This window comes from Amycolatopsis sp. cg9 (genome assembly GCF_041346945.1).
GTDB lineage: Bacteria > Actinomycetota > Actinomycetes > Mycobacteriales > Pseudonocardiaceae > Amycolatopsis.
The window spans coordinates 5,554,153-5,579,202 of record NZ_CP166850.1; the positions used below are offsets into that span (position 1 = coordinate 5,554,153).

At 72.5% G+C, this 25,050-nt stretch carries 20 protein-coding genes and 1 pseudogene; 18 read left to right on the plus strand and 3 right to left on the minus strand.

Features of this window, described 5'->3' with window-relative positions; genetic code table 11:
• Positions 1-226: 226 nt before the first annotated feature.
• The 13 genes and pseudogenes from pyrR to AB5J73_RS26600 all read left to right on the plus strand — a co-directional run bounded on the left by pyrR (position 227) and on the right by AB5J73_RS26600 (position 14,858).
• Complete coding sequence (gene pyrR / locus AB5J73_RS26540) at positions 227-826, plus strand: bifunctional pyr operon transcriptional regulator/uracil phosphoribosyltransferase PyrR (protein WP_370961383.1); 600 nt, start codon at positions 227-229, stop codon at positions 824-826.
• Positions 823-1,755, plus strand: a complete 933-nt coding sequence (locus tag AB5J73_RS26545) for an aspartate carbamoyltransferase catalytic subunit (protein ID WP_160703076.1) — start codon at positions 823-825, stop codon at positions 1,753-1,755. The genes pyrR and AB5J73_RS26545 overlap by 4 nt, the downstream gene beginning before the upstream one ends.
• Positions 1,752-3,038 (plus strand): dihydroorotase, encoded by a 1,287-nt coding sequence (locus AB5J73_RS26550; protein ID WP_370961384.1) that lies wholly within the window; start codon positions 1,752-1,754, stop codon positions 3,036-3,038. Before AB5J73_RS26545 ends, AB5J73_RS26550 begins: the two co-directional genes overlap by 4 nt.
• On the plus strand, positions 3,038-3,532 hold the full coding sequence (locus AB5J73_RS26555) for a transporter (RefSeq protein ID WP_370961385.1): 495 nt from the start codon (positions 3,038-3,040) through the stop codon (positions 3,530-3,532). The genes AB5J73_RS26550 and AB5J73_RS26555 overlap by 1 nt, the downstream gene beginning before the upstream one ends.
• Positions 3,529-4,650: a glutamine-hydrolyzing carbamoyl-phosphate synthase small subunit gene (gene carA / locus AB5J73_RS26560; RefSeq protein WP_370961386.1), complete on the plus strand. Its 1,122-nt coding sequence runs from the start codon at positions 3,529-3,531 to the stop codon at positions 4,648-4,650. The genes AB5J73_RS26555 and carA overlap by 4 nt, the downstream gene beginning before the upstream one ends.
• Positions 4,650-7,964, plus strand: coding sequence for a carbamoyl-phosphate synthase large subunit (gene carB, locus AB5J73_RS26565; protein WP_370961387.1), 3,315 nt, complete (start codon positions 4,650-4,652; stop codon positions 7,962-7,964). The genes carA and carB overlap by 1 nt, the downstream gene beginning before the upstream one ends.
• Positions 7,961-8,809 (plus strand): orotidine-5'-phosphate decarboxylase, encoded by an 849-nt coding sequence (gene pyrF, locus AB5J73_RS26570; protein ID WP_370961388.1) that lies wholly within the window; start codon positions 7,961-7,963, stop codon positions 8,807-8,809. Before carB ends, pyrF begins: the two co-directional genes overlap by 4 nt.
• 107 nt (positions 8,810-8,916) lie before the next feature.
• Positions 8,917-9,234, plus strand: coding sequence for an integration host factor, actinobacterial type (gene mihF / locus AB5J73_RS26575; protein ID WP_003096398.1), 318 nt, complete (start codon positions 8,917-8,919; stop codon positions 9,232-9,234).
• Positions 9,231-9,882: pseudogene (gene gmk / locus AB5J73_RS26580) on the plus strand (guanylate kinase). The gene mihF and the pseudogene gmk overlap by 4 nt, the downstream one beginning before the upstream one ends.
• The gene (rpoZ, locus tag AB5J73_RS26585; RefSeq protein ID WP_072480291.1) at positions 9,879-10,148 is read left to right on the plus strand and encodes a DNA-directed RNA polymerase subunit omega; all 270 of its coding nucleotides are present in this window, start codon (positions 9,879-9,881) and stop codon (positions 10,146-10,148) included. The pseudogene gmk and the gene rpoZ overlap by 4 nt, the downstream one beginning before the upstream one ends.
• Positions 10,141-11,361 carry a bifunctional phosphopantothenoylcysteine decarboxylase/phosphopantothenate--cysteine ligase CoaBC gene (gene coaBC, locus AB5J73_RS26590; protein WP_370961389.1) on the plus strand — a complete coding sequence of 407 codons (1,221 nt, stop codon included), beginning with the start codon at positions 10,141-10,143 and terminating at the stop codon, positions 11,359-11,361. The genes rpoZ and coaBC overlap by 8 nt, the downstream gene beginning before the upstream one ends.
• A 93-nt stretch (positions 11,362-11,454) precedes the next feature.
• Complete coding sequence (metK, locus tag AB5J73_RS26595) at positions 11,455-12,657, plus strand: methionine adenosyltransferase (protein WP_370973344.1); 1,203 nt, start codon at positions 11,455-11,457, stop codon at positions 12,655-12,657.
• Positions 12,658-12,761: 104 nt separating this feature from the next.
• Positions 12,762-14,858 (plus strand): primosomal protein N', encoded by a 2,097-nt coding sequence (locus AB5J73_RS26600; RefSeq protein ID WP_370961390.1) that lies wholly within the window; start codon positions 12,762-12,764, stop codon positions 14,856-14,858.
• A gap of 7 nt (positions 14,859-14,865) precedes the next feature.
• Here the strand turns inward: AB5J73_RS26600 and AB5J73_RS26605 are convergent, their stop codons facing one another.
• Entirely contained in the window at positions 14,866-15,744 is an 879-nt protein-coding gene (locus AB5J73_RS26605) for a PaaX family transcriptional regulator C-terminal domain-containing protein (protein ID WP_370961391.1), read from the minus strand.
• Positions 15,745-15,872: 128 nt separating this feature from the next.
• Between AB5J73_RS26605 and AB5J73_RS26610 the strand changes: the two genes are divergently transcribed.
• A complete protein-coding gene (locus tag AB5J73_RS26610; RefSeq protein WP_370961392.1) occupies positions 15,873-17,201 on the plus strand; it encodes an MFS transporter in 1,329 nt (442 codons plus the stop codon).
• Positions 17,202-17,235: 34 nt separating this feature from the next.
• Here the strand turns inward: AB5J73_RS26610 and AB5J73_RS26615 are convergent, their stop codons facing one another.
• Both AB5J73_RS26615 and AB5J73_RS26620 read right to left on the minus strand, forming a co-directional pair.
• Positions 17,236-18,585 carry a hypothetical protein gene (locus AB5J73_RS26615; protein WP_370961393.1) on the minus strand — a complete coding sequence of 450 codons (1,350 nt, stop codon included), beginning with the start codon at positions 18,583-18,585 and terminating at the stop codon, positions 17,236-17,238.
• Positions 18,586-18,664: 79 nt separating this feature from the next.
• On the minus strand, positions 18,665-19,480 hold the full coding sequence (locus AB5J73_RS26620; protein WP_370973346.1) for a lysozyme: 816 nt from the start codon (positions 19,478-19,480) through the stop codon (positions 18,665-18,667).
• Between the two features lie 204 nt (positions 19,481-19,684).
• On the opposite strand from AB5J73_RS26620, the gene ggt reads away from it, so the two are divergent.
• From ggt to AB5J73_RS26640, 4 genes are all read left to right on the plus strand, one after another.
• Positions 19,685-21,484, plus strand: a complete 1,800-nt coding sequence (ggt, locus tag AB5J73_RS26625) for a gamma-glutamyltransferase (protein ID WP_370961394.1) — start codon at positions 19,685-19,687, stop codon at positions 21,482-21,484.
• A 582-nt stretch (positions 21,485-22,066) separates the two neighbouring features.
• Positions 22,067-22,993: a methionyl-tRNA formyltransferase gene (gene fmt, locus AB5J73_RS26630; RefSeq protein ID WP_370961395.1), complete on the plus strand. Its 927-nt coding sequence runs from the start codon at positions 22,067-22,069 to the stop codon at positions 22,991-22,993.
• A complete protein-coding gene (locus tag AB5J73_RS26635) occupies positions 22,990-24,414 on the plus strand; it encodes an RsmB/NOP family class I SAM-dependent RNA methyltransferase (protein WP_370961396.1) in 1,425 nt (474 codons plus the stop codon). The genes fmt and AB5J73_RS26635 overlap by 4 nt, the downstream gene beginning before the upstream one ends.
• A complete protein-coding gene (locus AB5J73_RS26640; RefSeq protein ID WP_370961397.1) occupies positions 24,411-24,908 on the plus strand; it encodes a flavoprotein in 498 nt (165 codons plus the stop codon). Before AB5J73_RS26635 ends, AB5J73_RS26640 begins: the two co-directional genes overlap by 4 nt.
• Positions 24,909-25,050 lie beyond the last annotated feature (142 nt).

The window sequence follows — 25,050 nt, forward strand, 5'->3', positions numbered from 1 at the left end:
CCCCGACCGGTCGGGGTGACCGGTCCAGGGGACTCGCTGAGTCGAATACTCAGAGTAATGGTTACGCATTGTTGTCACCAGGTCAAGCAGAAGCTTGCCGCGAATCACGCCACACCACCCGTAAGACTGAGCAAAGTGCCTGCTACTGTCGGTGGGAAAGCCCCGACCAGCAGGGGAACAGACGTCCTTTAAGGACCCGTCCGGTGAGGCGGGGAAGGAGTCCGAAGTGTCGTCACGTCCGCGTGGCGCGGCTGGTTCGGCCGGGGAGCGCGAGCTCCTGACGGCCGGCGATGTCGCGCGCACGATCGCCCGAATGGCCCATCAGGTCATCGAAAAGACCGCGAACGGTGCGGAGAGCACTACCCCGCCCGTGTTGCTCGGCATCCCGTCCCGCGGAACGCCGCTCGCGGCCCGCCTGGCCGACAAGATCGGCGAGTTCTCCGGGGTCCGCCCGCCGACCGGCGCCCTTGACGTCACCCTCTACCGGGACGACCTCCGCCGCCGCCCGCCGCGCGCGCTCGAACAGACGCAGCTGCCCGCCGACGGCATCGACGACCGGGTGGTGATCCTGGTCGACGACGTCCTCTTCTCCGGCCGCACGATCCGGGCCGCGCTCGATGCCCTCCGTGATCACGGCCGCCCCCGCGCGGTGCAGCTGGCCGTCCTGGTCGACCGCGGTCACCGCGAGCTGCCGATCCGCGCCGACTACGTGGGCAAGAACGTGCCGACCGCGCGCACCGAGGGCGTGTCCGTCCTGCTGGCCGAGATCGACGGCCGCGACGCGGTTCTGCTGCGCCCGTCCGACGCACCGGGAGAAGAGTCTTGAAGCACCTGCTCGCCACCGACGGGCTCGACCCGGCGCTGGCCACCGCCGTGCTCGACACCGCCGACGAGCTCAAGCACACGCTGCTCGGCCGCGAGGTCAAGAAGCTGCCGACGCTGCGCGGCCGCACGGTGATCACCCTGTTCTACGAGAACTCGACGCGCACGCGGGTCTCGTTCGAGATCGCCGGGAAGTGGATGAGCGCCGACGTGATCAACGTCTCCGCGTCCAGCTCCTCGGTGAACAAGGGCGAGTCGCTGCGGGACACGGCGTTGACGCTGGCCGCCGCGGGCGCCGACTGCGTGATCGTCCGGCACCCCGCCAGCGGCGCCGCCCAGCGGCTCTCGGAGTGGCTCGCCGAGCCCGGCACGTCCGTGGTCAACGCCGGCGACGGCACCCACGAGCACCCGACGCAGGCGCTGCTCGACGCGGCCACGCTGCGGGAGCGCCTCGGCTCGCTCAAGGACCGCCGGATCGCGATCGTCGGGGACGTCCTGCACAGCCGCGTCGCGCGCTCGAACATCCACCTCCTCGCCGCCCTCGGCGCCGAAGTGGTGCTCGTCGCGCCGCCGACGTTGCTGCCTTACGGAGTCGAAAGCCTGCCGGTGACCGTTTCGCACGACCTGGACGCCGAGCTGCCCGCGGTCGACGCGGTGATGATGCTGCGCGTGCAGGCCGAACGGATGCACGGCGGGTTCTTCCCCTCCGCCCGCGAGTACTCGATCGCCTACGGGCTCTCGGAAAAGCGGCAGAAGCTGCTGCCGGACCACGCGGTCGTACTGCACCCCGGTCCGATGCTGCGCGGGATGGAGATCGCGAGCGCGGTCGCCGACTCCCCGGCCTCGGCCATCACCGAACAGGTCCGCAACGGCGTCCACGTGCGCATGGCGGTCCTCTACCACCTCCTGGCCAGTGAAGGAGCCGCCGCGTGACCACCGTGATCAAGGGCGCCCGCCCCTACGGCGAAGGCGACCCGGTCGACGTCCTGGTCGAGGACGGCGTGATCACCGCGATCGGCGCCGTCGACGTCCCGGAAGACGCCGAAATCGTCGAAGCGAACGGCCAGGTGCTGCTGCCGGGCTTCGTCGACCTGCACACCCACCTGCGCGAACCCGGCCGCGAAGACACCGAGACGATCGACACCGGCTCGGCCGCGGCGGCGCTCGGCGGCTACACCGCGGTGTTCGCCATGGCCAACACCGACCCGGTCGCCGACAACGCCGTGATCGTCGAACACGTGTGGCGGCGCGGGCAGGAGGTCGGCCTGGTCGACGTCCACCCGGTCGGCGCGGTCACCGTCGGGCTCAAGGGCGAGAAGCTCGCCGAGCTGGGCACGATGGCGAACTCGCAGGCGCGGGTCAAGGTGTTCTCCGACGACGGCCTCTGCGTCGCCGACCCGCTGCTGATGCGCCGCGCGCTCGAGTACTCGACCGCGCTCGACGTCGTCATCGCGCAGCACGCCGAGGAGCCGCGGCTGACCGTCGGCGCTCAGGCGCACGAGGGCGAGCGCGCGGCCCGGCTCGGCTACACCGGCTGGCCGGCCGCGGCGGAAGAGTCCATCGTCGCCCGCGACTGCCTCCTGGCGCGGCACGCGAACGCGCGGCTGCACGTCTGCCACGTGTCCACTTCGGGCACCGCCGACGTGCTGCGCTGGGCGAAGGACCGCGGCACGAAGGTGTCCGCCGAGGTCACGCCGCACCACCTGCTGCTCACCGACGAGCGCCTGGCCACCTACGACCCGATCAACAAGGTGAACCCGCCGCTGCGCACGGAATCCGACGCCGAGAAGCTGCGGGCGGCACTGGCCGACGGGACCATCGACTGCGTCGCCACCGACCACGCGCCGCACGCCGTGCAGGACAAGGACACCGAGTGGAGTGCGGCCCGGCCGGGCATGCTCGGGCTCCAGACGGCACTGTCCATCGTGGCCGGGACCATGGTCCGCACCGGCCTGCTCGACTGGCGCGGCGTCGCCCGCGTGATGAGCGAGCGCCCGGCGGAGATCGGCAACCTGGCCGACCAGGGCCGGCCGATCGAGGTCGGCGAGCCGGCGAACCTGACGCTGGTCGACCCGGACGCCGAGTGGACGGTCCGGGGCGCGGAGCTGGCCAGCATCGCCGCCAACACCCCGTACGAGGGAATGCGGCTCCCCGGTGTGGTGACCGCGACCCTGCTGCGCGGGCGGCTCACCGCGCGGGACGGGAAGGTCTGCTGATGGAGCGCTTCTGGCTCGTGCTGGCGATCGCCGCCTTCTTCCTGCTCTGCCTCTGGGGCATGTACGTGGGCTGGCGGCGCAAGGCGCGCACGCAGAGCGTGCAGGTGCCGCCGTTCCCCGCCATCCCCGAAGACGCGGGCGAGGCGCTGCTGGAGTCCACCGGCGTCTACGTCGCCACGACGTTCGCGGGGCAGTGGCAGAACCGGGTCGTCACCCGCGGCGCGGGGCTGCGCACCGGCGCGGTCCTGCGGCTGCACGGCGGCGGCGTCGCGGTCGAACGCGGGGGAGCGCCCGACTTCTGGATTCCCCGCGACGCGGTCACCGGTGTCCGGCGCGACTCGAAGATCGCCGGGAAGGTGATGGGCACCGACGCGCTGCTGGTGCTCACCTGGCGGGCCGGGGAGACCGAGCTCGACACCGGCTTCCGCGGCGACGACCTCGACGACTACCCACAGTGGATCGAACAGCTCAAGATCAAGGGAGGTGCCCAGTGAACGCGCGCGCTCAGGCCGCACTGGTGCTCGAAGACGGCCGGGTGTTCCGCGGCGCTGCCTACGGCGCGCAGGGGCGAACCCTCGGCGAGGCGGTGTTCTGCACCGGCATGACCGGCTACCAGGAGACGCTGACCGACCCGTCCTACCACGGGCAGATCGTGGTGCAGACCGCCCCGCAGATCGGCAACACCGGCTGGAACGACGAGGACGACGAGTCCTCGAAGATCTGGGTCAACGGCTACGTCGTCCGCGACCCCGCGCGCACGCCGTCCAACTGGCGCTCGAAGCGCACGCTGGACGAGGAGCTGGTGCGCCAGGGGATCGTCGGCATCGCCGAGGTCGACACCCGCTCGCTGACGAGGCACCTGCGCGAACTCGGCGCGATGCGCGCCGGGGTGTTCTCCGGCGACGCGCTGGGCACCGTCGACGACATGGTCGCCGAAGTCCTCGCGAGCCCGAAGATGGCGGGCGCCGACCTGGCCGGTCAGGTCAGCACGCCGAAGCCGTACGTGGTGTCGCCCTCCGGCGAGGTCCGCTTCCGCGTGGCCGCGCTGGACCTGGGCATCAAGTCCAACACCCCGCGCCAGATGGTCAAGCGCGGCATCGAGGTGCACGTGCTGCCCTCTTCCGCGTCGCTGGAGGAGGTCTTGGCGATCGAGCCGGACGGCGTGTTCCTCTCGAACGGCCCCGGCGACCCGGCCACGACGACGCACGCCACCGAGCTGACCAAGCAGGTCCTGGGCCGCGAGATCCCGCTGTTCGGCATCTGCTTCGGCAACCAGGTCCTCGGCCGCGCGCTCGGCCTGTCGACGTACAAGATGCGCTACGGCCACCGCGGCATCAACATCCCGGTGATCGACGTCGCCACCAAGCAGGTGGCGATCACCGCGCAGAACCACGGCTTCGCCCTCGAAGGCGAGCCCGGCCAGCGCTTCGAGTCGCCCTTCGGCGCGGCTCAGGTCAGCCACTACTGCGCCAACGACGGCGCGGTCGAGGGCCTGCGGGCCTTCGACGTCCCGGCGTTCTCGGTCCAGTACCACCCCGAAGCCGCGGCCGGCCCGCACGACGCGGCCCCCCTGTTCGACGATTTCGTTTCGCTCATGGAGAAGAAGGCCTGATGCCGAAGAGGACGGACATCCAGCACGTGCTGGTGATCGGCTCCGGGCCGATCGTGATCGGGCAGGCCGCGGAGTTCGACTACTCCGGTACCCAGGCCTGCCGGGTGCTGCGCAGCGAAGGCCTGCGCGTGTCACTGGTGAACTCGAACCCGGCCACCATCATGACCGACCCCGAGTTCGCCGACGCGACCTACATCGAGCCGGTGACGCCGGACTTCGTCGAGAAGGTCATCGCCGAAGAGCGGCCGGACGCGATCCTGGCGACGCTCGGCGGGCAGACCGCGCTCAACTGCGCCGTCGCCCTGCACGAGCGCGGCGTGCTCGACAAGTACGGCGTCGAGCTGATCGGTGCCGACATCGACGCCATCCAGCGCGGCGAGGACCGGCAGAAGTTCAAGGACATCGTCCGCACCGTCGGCGCCGACGTCCCGCGCTCCCGCGTCTGCCACGACATGGACGAGGTCCGCGACACCGTCAAGGAGCTCGGCCTGCCGGTCGTCATCCGGCCGTCGTTCACCATGGGCGGGCTCGGCTCCGGCATGGCGCACACGCCCGAGGACCTCGAGCGGCTCGCGTCGACCGGGCTCACCGAGTCCCCGGTCACCGAGGTGCTCATCGAGGAGAGCGTGCTCGGCTGGAAGGAGTACGAGCTCGAGCTGATGCGCGACAAGAGCGACAACGTCGTGGTCGTCTGCTCGATCGAGAACGTCGACGCGATGGGCGTGCACACCGGCGACTCCGTCACCGTCGCGCCGACCATGACGCTGACCGACCGCGAGTACCAGGTGATGCGCGACGTCGGCATCGCCGTGCTGCGCGAGGTCGGCGTCGACACCGGCGGCTGCAACATCCAGTTCGCGATCAACCCGGCCGACGGCCGGATGGTCGTCATCGAGATGAACCCGCGGGTGTCGCGAAGCAGTGCCCTCGCGTCGAAGGCGACCGGCTTCCCGATCGCCAAGATCGCCGCGAAGCTCGCGATCGGCTACACCCTCGACGAGATCACCAACGACATCACCGGCGAGACGCCGGCGGCGTTCGAGCCCACTTTGGACTACGTCGTCGTGAAGATGCCGCGGTTCGCCTTCGAGAAGTTCCCGGGCGCGGACCCGACGCTGACCACGACCATGAAGAGCGTCGGCGAGGCGATGTCGTTCGGCCGCAGCTTCCCCGAGGCGCTCGGCAAGGTGATGCGGTCGATCGAGACCAAGGCGACCGGCTTCTGGACCCTGCCCGACCCCGATGGCGCCACGCTGGAGTCCACTTTGGACGCTCTGCGCGTGCCGCACGAGGGCCGGCTGTACGAAGTGGAACGCGCGCTGCGCCTCGGCGGCACCGTCGAGCAGGTGCACGAGGCTTCCGGCATCGACCCGTGGTTCATCGACCAGATCGCCCTCATCGGCGAGGTCGGCGCCGAGGTCCGCGACGCGCCGGTGCTGAACGAGGACCTGCTGCGCCGCGCCAAGCGCACTGGCCTGGCCGACCGCCAGATCGCCGCCCTGCGGCCGGAACTGGCCGGCGAGGACGGCGTCCGCGCGCTGCGCCACCGCCTCGGCGTGCGGCCGGTGTTCAAGACCGTCGACACCTGCGCGGCCGAGTTCGCCGCCAAGACGCCGTACCACTACTCGGCCTACGAGTCCGACCCCGACGCGCAGTCCGAAGTGGCCGCCCAGTCGGACAAGCCGAAGGTGCTCATCCTCGGCTCCGGCCCGAACCGGATCGGGCAGGGCATCGAGTTCGACTACTCCTGCGTGCACGCGGCGATCGCGTTGCGGGAGGCCGGGTTCGAGGCCGTCATGGTCAACTGCAACCCGGAAACCGTGTCCACCGACTACGACACGTCCGACCGGCTGTACTTCGAGCCGCTGTCCTTCGAGGACGTCCTCGAGGTCGTGCACGCCGAGCAGGCGTCCGGCACGGTCGCCGGCGTCATCGTCCAGCTCGGCGGGCAGACCCCGCTGGGCCTGGCGAAGAAGCTCGCCGACGCCGGTGTCCCGGTGGTCGGGACGCCGCCCGAGGCCATCCACCTGGCCGAGGACCGCGGCGCGTTCGGCGAGGTGCTCACCGAAGCCGGCCTGCCCGCGCCGCGCTACGGCACGGCGACGTCCTTCGAGGGCGCCAAGCGGATCGCCGACGAGATCGGCTACCCGGTGCTCGTCCGCCCGTCGTACGTGCTCGGCGGGCGCGGCATGGAGATCGTCTACGACGAGGAAACCCTGGCCGGCTACATCCACCGCGCCACCGAGGTCACCCCCGAGCACCCGGTGCTGGTCGACCGCTTCCTCGACGACGCCATCGAAATCGACGTCGACGCGCTGTACGACGGCGAAGAGCTCTACCTCGGCGGTGTCATGGAGCACATCGAGGAAGCCGGGATCCACTCCGGCGACTCCTCGTGCGCGCTGCCGCCGATCACGCTCGGGCACACCGACCTGCAGGCCGTCCGCCGCTCCACCGAGGCGATCGCCCGCGGGGTGGGCGTCCGCGGCCTCCTGAACGTCCAGTACGCGCTCAAGGACGACGTCCTGTACGTCCTGGAAGCCAACCCGCGCGCGTCGCGGACGGTGCCGTTCGTGTCCAAGGCGACGGCCGTGCCGCTGGCCAAGGCCGCCGCGCTGATCATGACCGGCTCGACGATCAAGGACCTGCGCGACACCGGCGTCCTCCCGGCCGAAGGCGACGGCGGGCAGATGCCGGCCGACTCGCCGGTCGCGGTCAAGGAAGCGGTGCTGCCCTTCCACCGCTTCCGCACCCCCGAGGGCCACGGCGTGGATTCCTTGCTGGGCCCGGAGATGAAGTCCACCGGCGAGGTGATGGGCGTCGACGTCTCCTTCGGCAAGGCCTTCGCCAAGTCGCAGAGCGGCGCGTACGGCTCGCTGCCGACTTCGGGCCGCGTGTTCGTCTCGGTCGCCAACCGCGACAAGCGCTCGCTGGTGTTCCCGGTGAAGCGCCTCGCGGACCTCGGGTTCGAGATCCTCGCCACGTCCGGCACCGCGGAAGTGCTGCGGCGCAACGGGGTCGCGTGCACGGTGGTGCGCAAGCACTACGAGGGGTCGACCGAAGCCGAGCCGAACATCGTGGACGTGATCCTGAACGGCGACGTCGACATGGTGATCAACACGCCCTACGGGAACAGCGGTCCGCGCGTCGACGGCTACGAAATCCGCACCGCCGCGGTGTCCCGCGACATCCCCTGCGTGACGACCGTGCAGGGCGCCGCGGCGGCCGTGCACGGCATCGAGGCGCTCATCCGGGGTGACATCGGGGTCAAGTCCCTGCAGGAGCTGCAGGCGGCGCTGAAGGCGAAGTCGTGACGGCGGGGGAGCGGTTCGGGGCGCGGCTGGCCAAGGCCGTCGCGGCCCGCGGCCCGCTGTGCGCCGGCATCGACCCCCACCCGGGCCTCCTCGAGGCCTGGGGGCTCCCGGTGGACGCTTCGGGCCTGGAACGGTTCGCGCTGTCCGCCACGGAGGTCCTGGCGGCCCGCACGGCGATCGTGAAGCCGCAGTCGGCGTTCTTCGAAAGTTTCGGGTCCGCCGGTGTCCGCGTGCTGGAACGGGTGGTGGACACCGCCCGGGACGCGGGCGCGCTGGTGCTGCTGGACGTCAAGCGCGGCGACATCGGCTCCACGATGGCGGCGTACACGGCCGCCTACGTGGCCGACGGCGCCGCGATCGCGGCCGACGCCATCACCGTCTCGCCGTACCTCGGGTTCGGCTCGCTGGAGCAGTGCGCCGCCACGGCGGTCTCGGCGGGGCGCGGCATCTTCGTGCTTGCTCGGACTTCGAACCCCGAAGCGGCCGCGGTGCAGAACGCGAAGCTGCCCGACGGGCGCACGGTGGCGCAGGCGATCGTGGACTCGGCGGCGGCGCTCAACGACGGAGCGGAACCGCTCGGCGATGTGGGTGTGGTCGTCGGGGCCACCATTTCGCCGGGGGAACTCGATCTCTCGCGGCTGAACGGACCGGTGCTGGCGCCCGGTTTCGGGGCCCAGGGAGCCACTGCGGCCGATTTGAAGGCCCTTTTCGGCCCTTCGCTGCCCGGCGTGCTGCCCGCGTCGTCCCGCGACATCCTGAAGCACGGTCCGGAGCAACAGGCTTTGCGCCAAGCGGTCGAACGGGTCGCCGAAGTGCTGGCCGACCCGCAGGAAAACGGCCAATAGCAGGGCCCGGAACGGGGTCCCACCAGGCACCCCCGCATTGTGGCCGGTGCTCACGGGTGGGTACCGTCGCGTCACCCACCCAGATTTGAGAACTACCGGAGGAAAACGTGGCACTTCCCCAGCTGACAGAGGAACAGCGCGCTGCGGCGCTGGAGAAGGCCGCCGCCGCTCGCCGCATCCGTGCTGAGCTGAAGGAGCGGCTGAAGCGGGGCGGTACCACTCTGGTCGACGTGCTGAAGCAGGCCGAGGAGAACGAAGTCCTCGGCAAGATGAAGGTTTCGGCTCTGCTCGAGGCCCTTCCGGGCGTCGGCAAGGTCCGCGCGCAGCAGACCATGGAACGACTGGAGATCGCCCCCAGCCGTCGCCTCCGCGGCCTCGGCGACCGGCAGCGCAAGGCGCTGCTGGCCGAGTTCAGCGGCGAGTGAACGGCGCCGGTCGTGACTACCCGGTGAACCGGGGCGCCGACCGCGGCAGTGAGCCGGTGCCGGGGACCTCCCCGGCACCGGCTCACCGTCGTATCGGGGCCTTCGGGGGTCGGGAAGTCGAGCGTGGTGGGCGAGCTGCGGAAGCTGGAGCCCGACATCTACTTCAGCGTCTCGGTCACCACGCGCAAGCCCCGCCCCGGCGAAGTCGACGGGGCGCACTACCACTTCGTCGACCGCGCCGAGTTCGACGCGATGGTCGCCGACGGCAGGCTCCTGGAGTGGGCCGAGTTCGCCGGCAACTGCTACGGCACCCCCCGCGAGCCGGTCGAGAAGGCGCTCGCCGAGGGCCGCCCGGCCATCCTGGAGATCGAACTGCAGGGCGCCCGCCAGGTCCGCGCGGCGATGCCGGAGGCCCGGCTGGTGATGCTGATGCCGCCGTCCTGGGAGGAACTGGTCGGCAGGCTCACCGGGCGCGGCACCGAAAACGAGGCCGCCGTGCAGGCCCGGCTGGCCGAAGCGGAGCGCGAACTGGCGGCGGCGGGGGAGTTCGACCACCGCGTCGTCAACGCCGACGTGCGAGAGGCCGCCGAGCACTTGCTAAACTTGGTCACTGATCAGTCTTCCGAAGATGCGGAGCACCACGCGTGACCAGCCAGGTAGCCTTGACCGAAGAACTCGAGGGCATCACCAACCCCCCGATCGACGACCTGCTCGAAAAGGTCAGCTCGAAGTACGCGCTGGTGATCTACTCGGCCAAGCGCGCCCGCCAGATCAACGACTACTACGCCCAGCTGGGCGAGGGTCTGCTCGAGTACGTCGGCCCGCTCGTCGAGCCGGGCCCGCGCGAGAAGCCGCTCTCGATCGCGCTGCGCGAGATCCACGGCGGCCTGCTCGAGCACACCGAGGGTGAGTAAACCCCGCGTCGTCCTGGGCGTGGGCGGTGGTATCGCCGCCTACAAGGCCTGTGAGGTGCTGCGCGGGCTGACCGAATCCGGTCACGACGTCCGCGTGGTCCCCACCGAAGCCGCGCTGAACTTCGTCGGCGCGGCGACCTTCGAGGCCCTCTCGGGGCACCCGGTGCACACCGGCGTGTTCACCGAGGTGCCCGAGGTCCAGCACGTCCGCGTCGGCAAGGAAGCCGACCTCGTCCTGGTCGTCCCGGCCACGGCGAACCTGCTCGCCAAGGCCGCCCACGGCCTCGCGGACGACCTGCTGACGAACACCCTGCTCACCGCCCGGTGCCCGGTCGCCTTCTTCCCGGCGATGCACACGGAGATGTGGGAGCACCCCGCGACCCGCGCCAACGTCGCCCTGCTGCGCTCGCGCGGCACGATCGTCGCCGAGCCCGATTCGGGCCGGTTGACCGGCGCCGACACCGGCAAGGGCCGCCTGGCGAACCCGGCCGAGATCGTCGACCTCGCCAAGCTGCTGCTGGCCCGCCCGGACGCCCTCCCGCGCGACCTCGAAGGGGTCCGCGTCGTGGTGTCCGCGGGCGGCACGCGCGAGCCCCTCGACCCGGTCCGCTACCTGGGCAACCGCTCCTCGGGCAAGCAGGGCTACGCGCTGGCCCGCGTCGCCGCCCAGCGCGGCGCCGACGTCACCCTGGTCACCGCGCACACCGTCGCGCTGCCGGACCCGGCGGGCGCGACCGTGCAGCACGTCTCGACCGCCGAGGAGCTGCGGCAGGCCGTGCACGCGGCGTCCCAGTCCGCGGACGTCGTCGTGATGGCCGCCGCCGTCGCCGACTTCCGGCCGGCGAACCGGGCCGACCACAAGATCAAGAAGTCCGACGACCAGCCGGACCCGGTGATCACCCTGGACCGCAACGCGGACATCCTGGCCGAACTGGTGCGGAACCGGCGGGCCGGGCAGGTCGTCGTCGGGTTCGCCGCCGAAACCGGGGACGAGCGCGGCAGCGTCCTCGACCACGCCCGCACGAAGCTCAAGCGCAAGGGCGCGGACCTGTTGGTCGTCAACGCCGTCGGGGACGGCAAGGCGTTCGGCACCGAGGACAACTCGGGCTGGCTCCTAGGGGCCGATTCCACTGAAAAACCCCTACCTCTTGTGCAGAAAGCGGAACTGGCGTCCATGGTGTGGGACGCTGTTGTGAGCTTCATGAAGCGTTGACCGTCCCTGGAGCGATAGTCAGTACGCTTGCACTGGTAAGGGGTGCCTAACTTTCCGGGCATCCGACGTCTAGGTGAGGAAGTGACGGCCACCGTGACCGCGTCTAGCAGCAGATTGTTCACCTCGGAGTCGGTGACCGAAGGGCACCCCGACAAGATTTGCGACGCCATCAGCGACTCGATCCTCGACGGCCTCCTGTCGAAGGACCCGCGCAGCCGCGTCGCGGTCGAGACCCTGATCACCACCGGCCAGGTGCACGTGGCCGGCGAGGTGACGACCGAGGCCTACGCCGACATCCCCACGATCGTCCGCGACGTCATCCTGAAGATCGGCTACGACTCCTCCGCCAAGGGCTTCGACGGCAACTCCTGCGGCGTCAACGTCGCGATCGGTTCGCAGTCGCCCGACATCGCGCAGGGCGTCGACACCGCGTACGAGTCGCGGGTCGAGTCCGACGAGGACGAGATCAACCGCCAGGGCGCCGGCGACCAGGGCCTGATGTTCGGCTACGCCTGCTCGGACACCCCCGAGCTGATGCCGCTGCCGATCGCGCTGGCCCACCGGCTCTCCAAGCGGCTGACCGCGGTCCGCAAGGACGGCGTGCTGCCGTACCTGCGCCCGGACGGCAAGACCCAGGTGACCATCGAGTACGCCGGCGACCAGCCGGTCCGCCTCGACACGGTCGTCGTGTCCTCCCAGCACGCCGACGGCATCGACCTGGAGAAGATGCTCAGCGTCGACGTCAAGGAGCACGTCGTCGGCCCCGAGCTCGAGGGCCTCGGCATCGACACCTCCGGCGCGCGCCTGCTGGTCAACCCGACCGGCCGGTTCGTCATCGGCGGCCCGATGGGCGACGCCGGCCTGACCGGGCGCAAGATCATCGTCGACACCTACGGCGGCATGGCCCGCCACGGCGGCGGCGCGTTCTCCGGCAAGGACCCGTCCAAGGTCGACCGCTCTGCCGCGTACGCGATGCGCTGGGTGGCCAAGAACGTCGTCGCCGCGGGCCTGGCCCAGCGGACCGAGGTGCAGGTCGCGTACGCGATCGGCAAGGCGGCCCCGGTCGGCCTGTTCGTCGAGACGTTCGGTACCGAGACGGTCGACCCGTCGAAGATCCAGCAGGCCATCACCGAGGTCTTCGACCTCCGGCCGGCGGCGATCATCCGCGACCTCGACCTGCTGCGCCCGATCTACGCCCCGACCGCGGCGTACGGCCACTTCGGCCGGCCCGAGCTGGGCCTCCCCTGGGAGAGCACGGCCCGCGCCGAGGCACTGAAGGCCGCCGCGGGCGCCTGACGCGTTCGTCATGAAGGGCACCCTCATGGTCTTTACGGCCATGAGGGTGCCCTTCACGGCGTTCGGCGTCGGGGCTGTCGGAGGGGTCTGGTAGAGATCACGGCGTGAGTAGTCCCGAGCCCGCCGCTCTCTGGGATCTTCCGGAGAAGCCGCCTTCGCCGAAGGCGGCGCCCTCGCGCGCCCGGAAACCGCCGAAGCCGGGCCAGAAGGCCAAGGGCGCCCAGTCGCCCGCGCCGGAGAAGCCGGTCGCGCGGATCGTCGTCGACATCCCCCTGGCGCACCTGGACCGCACCTTCGACTACCTCGTGCCCGAGAAGCTGCACGAGACGGCCGTGCCGGGCTGCCGCGTCCGCGTCCGGTTCGCCGGCCAGCTCGTCGACGGCTACCTGGTCGAGCGCGGCGAGTCCAGCGAGTACGACCGGAAGCTGGCGTTCCTGGACCGCGTGACGTCGGCCGAGCCGGTGCTGCCGCCGCCGTTGCACGCGCTGTGCCGGGCGGTGGCCGACCGCTACGGCGGCACGCTGTCGGACGTCCTGCGCCTGGCGATCCCGCCCCGCCACGCGAAGGCCGAAGGCGAGCCGCCGCTCGCCCCCTCAGCCCCGCCGGACGCGCCGGACACCGAAGCCTGGGCGCGCTACCAGCGCGGTCCGGCGTTCCTGGAAGCCCTCGCCGAGGGGAAGCCCGCGAACGCCGTCTGGCAGGCCCTGCCGGGCGAGGACTGGCCGCGCCGGCTGGCCGAGGCGGCCGGTACGGTCGCGGCCGCGGGCCGCGGCGCGGTGCTGGTCGTGCCGGACCACCGCGACCTGACCCGCGTGCACGACGCGTGCGCCGCGCTGCTGGGCGAAGAAGCCGTGGTGGCGCTGATCGCCGGGCTCGGGCCCGCGGAGCGCTACCGGCGCTGGCTGGCGGTGCTGCGCGGCGCGGTGCGGGTGGTGGTCGGCACGCGCGCGGCGATGTTCGCGCCGGTCCACGACCCCGGCCTGTTCGTCGTCTGGGACGACGGCGACGACCTGCACCTCGACCAGCACGCGCCGTACCCGCACGTCCGGGACGTGCTGATGGACCGCGCGCACACGACGAAGTCGTCCCTGCTGGTCGGCGGCTTCGCCCGCACGGCCGAGGCCCAGCTGCTGGTCGAGTCCGGCTGGGCCGCGCCGGTCCTGGCCGACCGCGCGACGCTGCGCTCGGCCGCCCCGCGCGTCACCCCGGTCGGCGAGGACTTCGACGTCGCCCGCGACGAGGCCGCCCGCGTGGCGCGCCTCCCGGCGGTGGCGTTCGAGGCCGCGCGCCAGGCGTTCGCGGCGGGCCACCCGGCGCTGGTCCAGGTCCCGCGCCGGGGGTACGTCCCGGGCCTGGCCTGCGGCAACTGCCGCACCCCCGCCCACTGCCGCCGCTGCGCGGGCCCGCTGTCGTTGCCGGGCGGCTCGATCGACGGCCGCCCGAAACCCCCGGCGTGCAGCTGGTGCGGTGTCCCGGAAACGGCGTTCCGCTGCACGGCGTGCGGTTCGGTGCGGTTGCGCGCGGTGGTCGTCGGCGCCAAGCGCACGGCGGAGGAGCTCGGCCGCGCGTTCCCGGGCATCCCGGTCCGCACCTCCGGGGCGGCGGAGGTCCTGACCACGGTCCCGGCCAAGCCGGCCCTGGTCGTCTGCACCCCGGGCGCGGAACCGGTGGCCGAGGACGGCTACGGCGCGGCGCTGCTCCTGGACGGCTGGGCGTTGCTCGGCCGCCAGGATCTGCGAGCGGCGGAGGAAACCCTGCGCCGCTGGATGGCCGCGGCCGCCCTGGTCCGGCCGTCCTCCGAGGGCGGCCGGGTCATCGTCGGCGCGGAGGCCGGCCTCCCGGTGGTCCAGGCCCTGGTCCGCTGGGACCCGGCCTGGCACGCGAGCCAGGAGCTGGCCGAGCGCCGCGAGCTGGGCTTCCCGCCCTCGATGCGGATGGCGAGCGTGGAGGGCACCCCGGACGCGGTCGCGGGCTTCCTGGACGACCTGCCGCTGCCGGAGTCCGGTGAGGTGCTGGGCCCGGTCCCGCTGGGCGAGGTCGACGAAGAGGGCAACGCGGAGCGGGAGCGGGCACTGGTCCGGGTGTCCCGCGCGGACGGCAAGGCGTTGTCGGCATCGATCCACGCGGCCGCGGCCCGGCGGGACGCGAAGAAGGCGACGGAACCGATCCGCATCCAGGTGGACCCGCTGAAGCTCATCTGACGGGCCGTCAGCCGTCCTGCCCGGCCGGCTCTTCGGGGATCGTGTCGAGGATGCCGGCGGCGATCTCCCGGGCCGCGCGCTTCAGTTCGGTGCTCGCGCCGCGGAAGAGGTCCTGGGCCGGTTCCGCGGGCCAGCCGGGCGGCAGCAGGTCGCGGGGGAGCCGGGGGTCGGTGCGGATCGTCTGCAGCCAGTCGGCTTCCAGCCGGAGGTGGCGGGCCAGGCTGTCCGGGGCCTGCGCCGCCGCTTCGCCGGTTTCGTTCCAGCGGCCCAGGAAACCGCGGTAGTGGCTCGCGATGCGCTCGAGGTCCCACGCCTCCTGCACGAGCTCGGCGACCTCCGTCGGCGGCAGGGCGCGGGCCTGGAACACCTTGACGTGGCCGTCGGTGCCCAGGCCGTCCAGCAACGGCGTCGTGTCCACTGTGGAGGGTGCGATCCACAGGCCGCTCTGGAGGCTGCCGAACCCGGCCCACAGCAGGCGTGAGCGCAGCACGTGGCGCTGGCGCTGCCACGACTCCGGCATCGAAAAGCCGAGCAGGGTCCAGGTGCCGTCCCAGTGGTGGTTCACCGCGCCGAGGTGCCAGATGCGGTGCGCGCCGTCGAGCAGGATCGCCCGCGACCGCTCGGTCAGTCCGATGTAGACGTTGCGGCCGCGGCGGGTGCGCCGCAGCAGGTCGCGCCGGGCCATCCGGCTCAGCGTCGAACGGGCCGCGTGCTCGGAGACGCCGGCCCGGCCCAGTACCTCGAGCACGCTCGCCGTGGCCACCTGGACGTCGTGGCCGAGGACGTGCGCGCCGAGGAACGCGAGCAGCAGGGCCTGCGGGCGCGGTGCCCCGCCGGGGGAGAGGTCGTCGCCCTCCTCGGTCGCGTGCTCGGCCACGGTGGTCACCGAGCCAGCATAAGCGAGTCGATGTTGGGCACAGTATTGACCGCGGTCATCGATGTGCTTAATGTTTGCGCCGGATGTGGCGCAGGCCACGTCCGCATCCGGCGGTCGGCGACGAGGCGGGACACGCGATGACGGACACCCACGGCCCCCACCATTCGCCCGTGCAGCTGCGCAGGGCGGTGCTGTCCAGCTACCTGGGCAGCGTGATCGAGTACTACGACTTCCTGCTCTACGCCACGGCGTCGGCCGTGGTGTTCTCCAAGGTCTTCTTCTCCGGCTTGGACCCGGTGGTCGGCACGATCGCGAGCCTGGGCACCTTCACCACCGGCTACCTGGCCCGCCCGCTCGGCGGGATCGTGTTCGGGCACTTCGGGGACCTGCTCGGCCGCAAGCGGATGCTCGTGATCACCATGACGATGATGGGCATCGCGAGCACGCTGATCGGCGTGCTGCCCACCTACGCCCAGGCCGGCGCGCTGGCGCCGATCCTGCTGGTCGTGCTGCGCGTGCTGCAGGGCATCGCGGTCGGCGGGGAGTGGGGCGGCGCGGTCCTGATGTCGGCCGAGCACGCCACCACCCGCCGCGGCCTGTGGGCGAGCTTCACCAACGCCGGCGCCCCCAGCGGCATGGTCGTCTCCACGCTGATGCTCACGCTCATGGCCGCGGTGACGACCGACGCGCAGTTCCTGGCGTGGGGCTGGCGGATCCCGTTCCTGCTCAGCGTGGTGCTGCTCGCCATCGGCCTGTTCGTGCGGCTGAAGGTGACCGAGACACCGGTCTTCGCGGCGGCGACCCGCCCGTCGCGCGCCCCGCTGGTGGAGGTGCTGCGGCGGCACCCGAGGAACCTGCTGCTGGCGGTGGGCGTCGGCTTCGGCGCGTTCGTCGCGCAGGGCACGCTCACGACCTACGTGCTCGCCTACGCGGTCGGCCAGGGCTTCTCGCGCCAGACCGTGCTCAACGCGATCACCGTGTCGTCGGTGGGCGCGGTGTTCGGGATCATCGGGTTCTCGGCGTTGTCGGACCGGATCGGGCGCCGCCCGGTGGTCGTCGGCGGCGCGGTGGCCACGGCGATCGTCGGGTTCCTGTTGTTCCCGATGGTCGACAGCCGCTCGGCGGGGCTGCTGGTCCTGGCACTCGTGCTCGGGCAGTCGATCGCGCACCCGGCGATGTACGGGCCGCTGGCCGCGCTGTGCACCGAACTGTTCGGCACCCGCGCCCGCTACACCGGCGCGTCGCTGGGCTACCAGGTGGCCGGGCTCGGCGCCGGCGTCGCCCCGGTCGTGTTCGCGAGCATCGCCGGCGCCGGCACCCTGCTCATCTCCGTGGTGATCGCCGCGTGCTGCCTGGTCACCGTGCTCAGCGTGCTCGCGCTGGCCGAAAGCCACCGCACCGACCTGACCGACGACCCGGACGGCGTGGTGGCGCCCGCGCCGGAGGGGATCCGCGGGACCACGTGAGCCGGGAGCGCGGGAAAAGGAGCCCGCGCCGTGCTCAGCGGCTCACCACCGTGCCCGGCAACGACTCCAGCGCCGCTCGCGGGGATTCCGCCTGCCGCGGCGGGATTCCCGCGGCCGGGCCACCCGCCGCCGCTGTCGTCAACGCGATCACCTGGGCCGCGATCGCCTGGCGGCGGGACTCGAACGCCGGGTCCGTCAGCGCTGCCGGGTCGGCCGGCTGGCCCAGCACCGGCGTGTGCAGGTGCCCGCCCGCCACCGACGTCAGGCCCAGTCCCAGCCGGAGCCGGTTCGCCCGGAACATGGACTCGTTCGACAGGTAGTTCCCGCCGCCGCCCGAAGCCGCGATTTCGCCGGGGGCCGGGGCGTCCGAACGGCACACCGGCGTCCCGGTGCCCCGCTGGGAAGAGTCCGGCCACACGCAGAACGCCTGGTTGAAGTTCACCGGGTACGCGCCCGGCACCGCGAGCATCCGCGAGTACGGCAGCGTCGTCTCGATGAACTGGACGGCCGGCTGCGGCCAGCCCGCGGCGGGCGGGATCCCGCCGGTCACCGAAGCGTTGTCGTTGTCCGGGAAGCCGCCGCGCCAGGCGCCCGCCCAGCGTTCGACGTCGAAGCGGCCCGGGCGGCCCTGGCTGATCGTCAGCACGACATCAGGCCGCCGCGCGCGATCACGCAGCGCCGAGCCGTACGCCGCTTCGACGATGCCGTCGTCGAAGTAGCCCCACACCACCGGGAAACTCACCGCTCGGACCACCGCGGGGCCCGCCGGGGTGTCGAGGACGCGGCCGTCGAGCTGCAGCGCCGATGCCCCCGCCGGGTTCGAAATCGAGAGGCCGCGGCCGTCCAGCTGGAACGGGTCGAAGCCGCTCACCATGACCCGCCGCGTTTTGCCGAGCGGGAAGCGGACGTCGTCGAGGCCGCGGGAGCCGCGGTCGAACGCCGTGAGCAAGGCCGCGCGGTCGGGCAGTCCGAACGCCGGCCGCCACTGCCGGATCGCGCTGCTCAGCTGCAGCCTCGCCCAGTACAGCGGCCGGTCGTCGAAGCGGTCGAGCGTGCCCAGGCCGGGGCGGCGGCCCTGCGCGCGGTCGACGGCCGTCCGCCACAGCCGGTCGCCCGCCTGCGTGACCAGGCGCTCGGCCCGGCGCGGGGTGCGCGCCGCGCAGAGATCGTGCTTCACCTCGGCGACGAGCGGGTCGAGCCCGGCCAGCCGGACGAGTTCGGGACCGGCCGCGGGGCCGCCCGCCGGCAGGGTCGCGGTCAGGCGTTGTTCTTCCACGGTCAGCGTCGCGGCCGGGTCGAAGCAGCCGGGCGCGGCCACCGCCGTGCCGGGGAGCGCGAAGAGCGGGACGGTGGCGAGCAGGGGGAGCAGGGCGGTCAGGCGCACGGGTTTCCCTCCACGGCGTGGGTGACGCGGTCGAGTCTTCCGCCGACCGCGCCACCCGCGTAACCCGCGTAAGTCGGGATCAGCCGGTCGCGAGCACCTTCAGGCGCGAGATGTCCGCGCTGAACGTGTCCTGGTCGATCGGCGAGGAGCTGTACTGCCAGAACGTGTAGAAGCCCCAGTTGTACGGCAGCGTGCCCGCCGAAGACGCGTACCGCGCCACCCACAACGGGTTCGTCGAGCTGAAGTCGCCCGTGTTGCCGGTGCACTGGCTCCACCAGCTCGTCGCCGTGTAGATCACCGGCCAGCGGGTCGTCTTCGCGTGGTATTCGTCGCTGAACGCCTTGATCCACGCCACCATCTGCGCCGGCGTCTTGCCGTAGCAGGCGTTGTTCGGGCCCCACTCGATGTCGAGCGTGCCGGGGAGCGTCTTGCCGTCCTTCGACCAGCCGCCGCCGTGGGCGACGAAGTAGTCGGCCTGGGCCGCGCCGCCGGCACCGTCCGGGCGGCCGTAGTGGTAGGCCCCGCGGATCATGCCGACGTTGTACGAGCCCGTGTACTGCTGGCTGAAGTACGCGTTCTGGTAGCTGGTGCCCTCGGTCGCCTTGACGTAGGCGAACTTCTTGCCCGCGCTCCAGTACGACGCCCAGTTCACGTTGCCCTGGTAAGCGCTTACATCGATGCCGGGGACGCTCGCGTCCACCGACGCCGGCGCCAGGCCGGCCGGTGGCACGCCGTCGTGGGCGCGGATCGCCGCCCCCATTTCGTGGTTGCCGGTGGCGTCTTGCTGGGGGAGCGGCGGCGAGGCTTCGGCGCCGGGGGCGGTCGCGACCAGCAGGGAGGCCGAGACCGCGAGTGCGGCGCCGAGCAGGCGGCGCCACCGTCGTGGTGCGTTCATCTTGAGTTGTTCCTTCCGATTGCCCTCGCGGTGCGCGGTGTGCAGGCCGCGCCGCACGATTCTGTTACAGGGAGACCGGTAACGTCACTGCTCCATGTGATTTAATTTCCGGAACCCCTGAACTGTGTGAAAAGCTGACGAAACGGGTGTATCGGCCCTGTTGGCGTCTTGTTACGGGGGAAGCCAAGAGGCAGACTCGCCCGCATGCCCGCGCTCAGATGCCGCCGAACCCTCGTCATCGCCGCTGCCGCCGCGCTCGTCACCACCGTCGCGAGCGGGCCCGCCACCGCGGCCACCCCCACCCCCAAGTCGCCGGTCGCCGTCGGCTTCGGCGGGGCCGTGGCCAGCATCGACGCCGACGCGACCGCGATCGGCACCCAGGTCCTGCGCGACGGCGGGAACGCCGTCGACGCGGCGGTCGCGGTCGCCGCCGCGCTCGGGGTCACCGACCCGTTCTCCGCCGGGGTCGGCGGCGGCGGGTTCTTCGTCTACTACGACGCCCGAACGCACCGCGTGCACACCTTGGACGGCCGCGAGACCGCGCCGAAGACCGCCGACGAGAACCTGTTCGTCGAGAACGGCAAGCCGCTGCCGTTCGCCGACGCGGTCACCAGCGGGCTCAGCGTCGGGGTGCCCGGCACGCCGGCGACCTGGTCCGAGGCGCTGCGCAAGTGGGGGACGCGCTCGCTGGCGAAGTCGCTGAAGCCGGCGGAAAACCTCGCGCGGAACGGCTTCGTCGTCGACTCGACGTTCCAGACGCAGATCGCGAACAACGCCGCGCGGTTCTCGGCGTTCCCGTCGACGCGCTCGCTGTACCTGCCGGACGGCGCCCCGCCCGCGCCCGGCACCGTCTTCAAGAACCCCGACCTGGCCGCGACGTACGCGCAGCTCGAACGCCAAGGCGTCGGTGCGCTGTACCGGGGCCCGATCGGCGCGGACATCGCCAAGACCGTGCAGCGGCCGCCGGTCGACCCGGCCTCGACGCTGAACGTCCGGCCCGGCCAGCTCACCACCGGCGACCTCGCCGCCTACGACGTCATCGAGCGCCGCCCGACGCAGACCAGCTACCACGGCCTCGACGTCTACGGCATGCCGGCGCCGTCGTCCGGCGGGCTGACGGTCGCCGAGGCGCTCAACGTCCTCGAGAACTTCGACCTGAAGCACGCGAGCAAGGCCGACTACCTGCAGTACTTCCTGGAGTCGACGCGGTTCGCCTTCGCCGACCGCAACCGCTGGATCGGCGACCCGGCGTTCGTCGACGTCCCGGCCAGGGAGCTGCTCAGCCAGCGCTTCGCCGACTCGCGGGCCTGCCTGATCTCGAAGGACAAGGCCGCGACCAGCCCGGTCGCCCCGGCCGACCCCCGCCACCCGGCACCGTGCGCCGCCGGGACGACGGCCGCGCCGACGCCGTACGAGGGGGAGAACACCACCCACCTGACGGTCGCCGACAAGTGGGGCAACGTCGTCGCCTACACGCTGACGATCGAGCAGGAGGGCGGCAGCGGCATCGTCGTGCCGGGCCGCGGGTTCCTGCTCAACAACGAGCTGACCGACTTCTCGTTCACGCCGGTGACGCCGGGCGTGCCCGACCCGAACCTGCCCGGCCCCGGCAAGCGGCCGCGCTCGTCGATGGCACCGACGATCGTCCTGGACCACGGCCGCCCGTTCTTCGCGACCGGATCGCCGGGCGGCGCGTCGATCATCACGACGGTCCTGCAGGTGATCCTCGGCCGCCTCGACCGGGGCCTGTCCCTGGAGGACGCGATCGCGGCCCCGCGCGCATCCCAGCGCAACTCGGCGGCCGCCCAGGTCGAGCAGGCGTTCCTCGACCAGCCCGAGACGGCGGAGCTGCGGGCTCGTGGCCAGGGCTTCTCGACGGCGCCGGCGGAGATCGGCGCGGCAACGGGCGTCGAGCGCTTGCGCGACGGCCGCTGGCTGGCCGCGGCGGAACCGGTGCGGCGCGGCACGGGAGCGGCGCAGGTGGTGTGGCCCACGCGCTGGTAGGTCGCTCGATCGCGGGTTCGGCGGGCGGGTACCGAGGTGCCTGCCGCCGGAACCCGGACCGGCCGCGCCACTCGCCCGGTCGCCCGCGCGAGTGGTGGGCGGCACCGCGGCCCGGTGAAGGCACCTTCACCGGGCCTGGTGCCGGATCCGGCAAAGTGGCCTGGCCAGGCGACTCCGTCGCCGATGATCGGCTCGCCCGCTGTCTCGAATGAGTCATTCAGGTCTTCGGAGGTCCTGAATGACTCATTCAAGACGTCCGCGGACTGCGCCGGCGCGACTTTGCTGCAGCCCTGGCACCTAGTTGCCCTGAAGGTGGCCTTCAGAGACTTCCGACTCGCCCCGAGGTGCAGCTCCCGGTCCCCAGCGCAGCCCCCGCCCTCCCTGGGGGCGTGCCCTTGTCCAGCCTATCGGCGCCGCCCGACGAAATGGCGGGGAAGTGGGCGGCCGGGGCCTGGTTGTCCACATCGCGGCCGTGCTGTGGACAACCAGGCCGAGCTGAGCGCGCCCGGGGGGAGGGGGCCTTCTAGACTCGGGCCCGATGTTCCAGCCACCTGAAACCCCGCTCCCGCCGGGGGTGGGCCGATGAAGCTCGTCTTCGCCGGCACGCCCGACCCGGCGGTCCCCGCGCTGCGCGCCCTGCTCGACTCCGGACGGCACGAGGTCGTCGCGGTCGTCACCCGTCCCGATGCGCAGGCCGGGCGCGGCCGCCGCGTCGTGCGGTCGCCCGTCGGGGCGCTCGCCGATGAGCACGGCATCGAGGTCCTGACGCCCGCGCGGGCGTCCGATCCCGCCTTCCTCGCCCGGCTCGCCGAGCTCGCGCCCGACGCCTGCCCGGTCGTCGCCTACGGGGCGCTGCTGCCGCAGGCCGCCCTCGACATCCCGCGGCTGGGCTGGGTCAACCTGCACTTCTCGCTGCTGCCCGCCTGGCGCGGCGCGGCGCCGGTGCAGGCCGCGATCCGGGCCGGTGACGAGATCACCGGGGCCTCGACCTTCCGGATCGTCAAGGAGCTGGACGCTGGCCCGGTCTACGGCGTCGTCACCGAGGCCATCGGGTCCACCGACACGGCGGGCGGGCTGCTCGGGCGGCTCGCGGAGTCCGGGGCGAAGCTGCTGCTGTCCACCATGGACGGTCTCGCCGACGGCAGCCTGGTCGCGCGCGAGCAGCCCGCCGAGGGCATCAGCTACGCGCCGAAGGTGACGGTCGAGGACGCGCGGGTGTCCTTCGCGGACCCGGCGTCGGCGGTCGACCGGCAGATCCGGTCGGTCAGCCCGGACCCGGGCGCGTGGGCGGAGTTCCGCGGCGAGCGGTTCAAGCTCGGCCCGGTCACGGTGCTCGACGAACCCGGCCCGCCGCCGGGCGAGATCGTGGTCGAACGCAAACGGGTGCTGGTCGGGACGGCGACGAAGCCGCTGCGGCTCGGCGAAGTCCAGGCACCCGGCAAGAAACGGATGGCGGCCACCGACTGGGCGCGCGGTACGAGGATCGACCAGGGAGAGCGCCTCCGGTGAACGACCACAGGGAACGACGTCCGTCACGACCGCAGCGGGGCCGCCCGGCACCGCGCAAGGAAGGCCCGCGCCGCCCGCCGGCGGTGGACCCGGCCCGGCAGGCCGCGTTCGACGTCCTCGCCGCCGTGCGGACCAAGGACGCCTACGCCAACCTCGTCCTCCCGGACCTGCTGCGCGAGCGGCGGATCACCGGCCGCGACGCCGCGCTGGCCACCGAACTCGCGTACGGCGCTTCGCGGGCCCAGGGCCTGCTCGACGCCGTCATCGAGTCCTGCGCCGAGCGCCCGCTCTCGCAGACCGACCCCGCGGTGCTCGACGCGCTGCGCCTCGGCGTCTACCAGCTGTTGCGCACGCGCATCCCCGAGCACGCCGCCGTGACGTCCACAGTGGACCTCGTGCGCGCGGAAGGTGGTTCGTGGGCAACGGGTTTCGCGAACGCCGTCATGCGCAAGGTGTCCGAAAAGGACGAAGCGGCGTGGCTCGACGAGCTCGCGCCGGACGACGCGGCCGACCCGATCGGCGCCTACGCGCTGCGGACCGCGCACCCGCGCTGGATCGCCCGCTCGTTCGCCGAAGCGCTGGGTGACAAGGGCGCCACGCTCAAGGCGGCTCTGGAAGCCGACGACGCGCGGCCCGAGGTGCACCTCGTCGCCCGGCCCGGCGAGATCAGCGCCGACGAGCTCGCCGCGATCACCGGCGGCGACCCGGCGCCCTACTCGCCCTACGGCGTGCGCCTGCCCGCCGGCGCCGGCGACCCGGCCGACGCCGAGCCCGTCCGCGAGCGGCTGGCCGCGGTCCAGGACGAAGGCAGCCAGCTCTGCGCGATCGCCGCGACGAAGGTGCCCGTCGAGGGCACCGACGAGCGCTGGCTCGACCTGTGCGCCGGACCCGGCGGCAAGGCGGCCCTGCTCGGCGCGCTGGCGGCGTTGAGCGGGGCGAGCGTCGACGCCGTGGAGAAGGCGCCGCACCGCGCGAAGCTCGTCGAGAAGGCCACGAGCGGTTTGCCGGTGAAGGTGCACGTCGCCGACGGCCGCGAGTCCGGGCTGGAGCCCGGCTACGACCGGATCCTCGTCGACGCGCCGTGCAGCGGCCTCGGCGCCCTGCGGCGGCGGCCCGAAGCGCGCTGGCGCCGCAAGCCCTCGGACGTCGCGGACCTGACCAAACTGCAGGGCGAGCTGATCACCGCGGCGTACGGGCTGCTGCGGCCGGGCGGCGCGCTCACCTACGTCGTCTGCTCGCCGCACTTGGCCGAGACGGAAGGCGTGATCGGCGAGACGGCGCGGCGGCTGAAGGCCGAGGTGCTGGACGCGCGCGAGCTGTTCCCGGGTGTGCCGGAGCTGGGCGACGGGCCGTACGTCCAGCTGTGGCCGCACCGCCACGGCACCGACGCGATGTTCTGCGCCGTGCTGCGCAAGCCGTGAAGGACCTCGGGCTGGTCGCCGGCTCGTGCGGCGGGCTGGACACCCGGTTCGCCGCCGAGCTGGTCCGGCCCGCGGCCGAGCGCGGCTGGCGCCCGGCGATCACGCTGACGCCGACGGCGCACCGCTGGCTGGAGTCGACGGGCGGCCTGGCCGAGGTGGCGGCGTGCACCGAGTTGCCGGTGCGCAGCGTCTCGCGGCTGCCGGGGGAGCCGCGGCCGCACCCGGACCCGCCGGTGTTCCTGTTCGCGCCGGCTTCGGCCAATTCGGTGGCCAAGCTGGCGCTGGGCATCGCGGACAACCAGGCCCTGACGGTGGTCGGCGACGTGCTGGGCGCACCGGGGATCACGATCGTGGTGGCGTACCAGATCCAGGACACGCGGGTGCACCACCCGGCGTGGCAGCGCCACCTCGACACCCTCGCGGGCGCCGGGGTGACGCTGCACCGGCTGGACGTCCGGCGCCCGTGGACCGAGGCCCTGGACCTGCTGCCCTGAGCGGGCGGCCGGCCGGTCGGCCGGTCGGCTCGCCGGTTGGTCGGCCCGGCGGCCGGTCGGTCGGTCGGCCGGTCGGCTGAGCTGCCCTGAGCGACCTGCTGCCCTGAGCGGGGGTCGGCCAGCCGGCCGGTCGGCTCGCCGG

Bases quoted from the DNA above. Each gene is read 5' to 3' on its own strand.
- AB5J73_RS26610 (WP_370961392.1), top strand. From the start codon at position 15,873: ATGACGGACACCCACGGCCCCCACCATTCGCCCGTGCAGCTGCGCAGG.
- AB5J73_RS26620 (WP_370973346.1), bottom strand. From the start codon at position 19,480: ATGAACGCACCACGACGGTGGCGCCGCCTGCTCGGCGCCGCACTCGCG.
- fmt (WP_370961395.1), top strand. From the start codon at position 22,067: ATGAAGCTCGTCTTCGCCGGCACGCCCGACCCGGCGGTCCCCGCGCTG.
- ggt (WP_370961394.1), top strand. From the start codon at position 19,685: ATGCCCGCGCTCAGATGCCGCCGAACCCTCGTCATCGCCGCTGCCGCC.
- carB (WP_370961387.1), top strand. From the start codon at position 4,650: ATGCCGAAGAGGACGGACATCCAGCACGTGCTGGTGATCGGCTCCGGG.
- AB5J73_RS26555 (WP_370961385.1), top strand. From the start codon at position 3,038: ATGGAGCGCTTCTGGCTCGTGCTGGCGATCGCCGCCTTCTTCCTGCTC.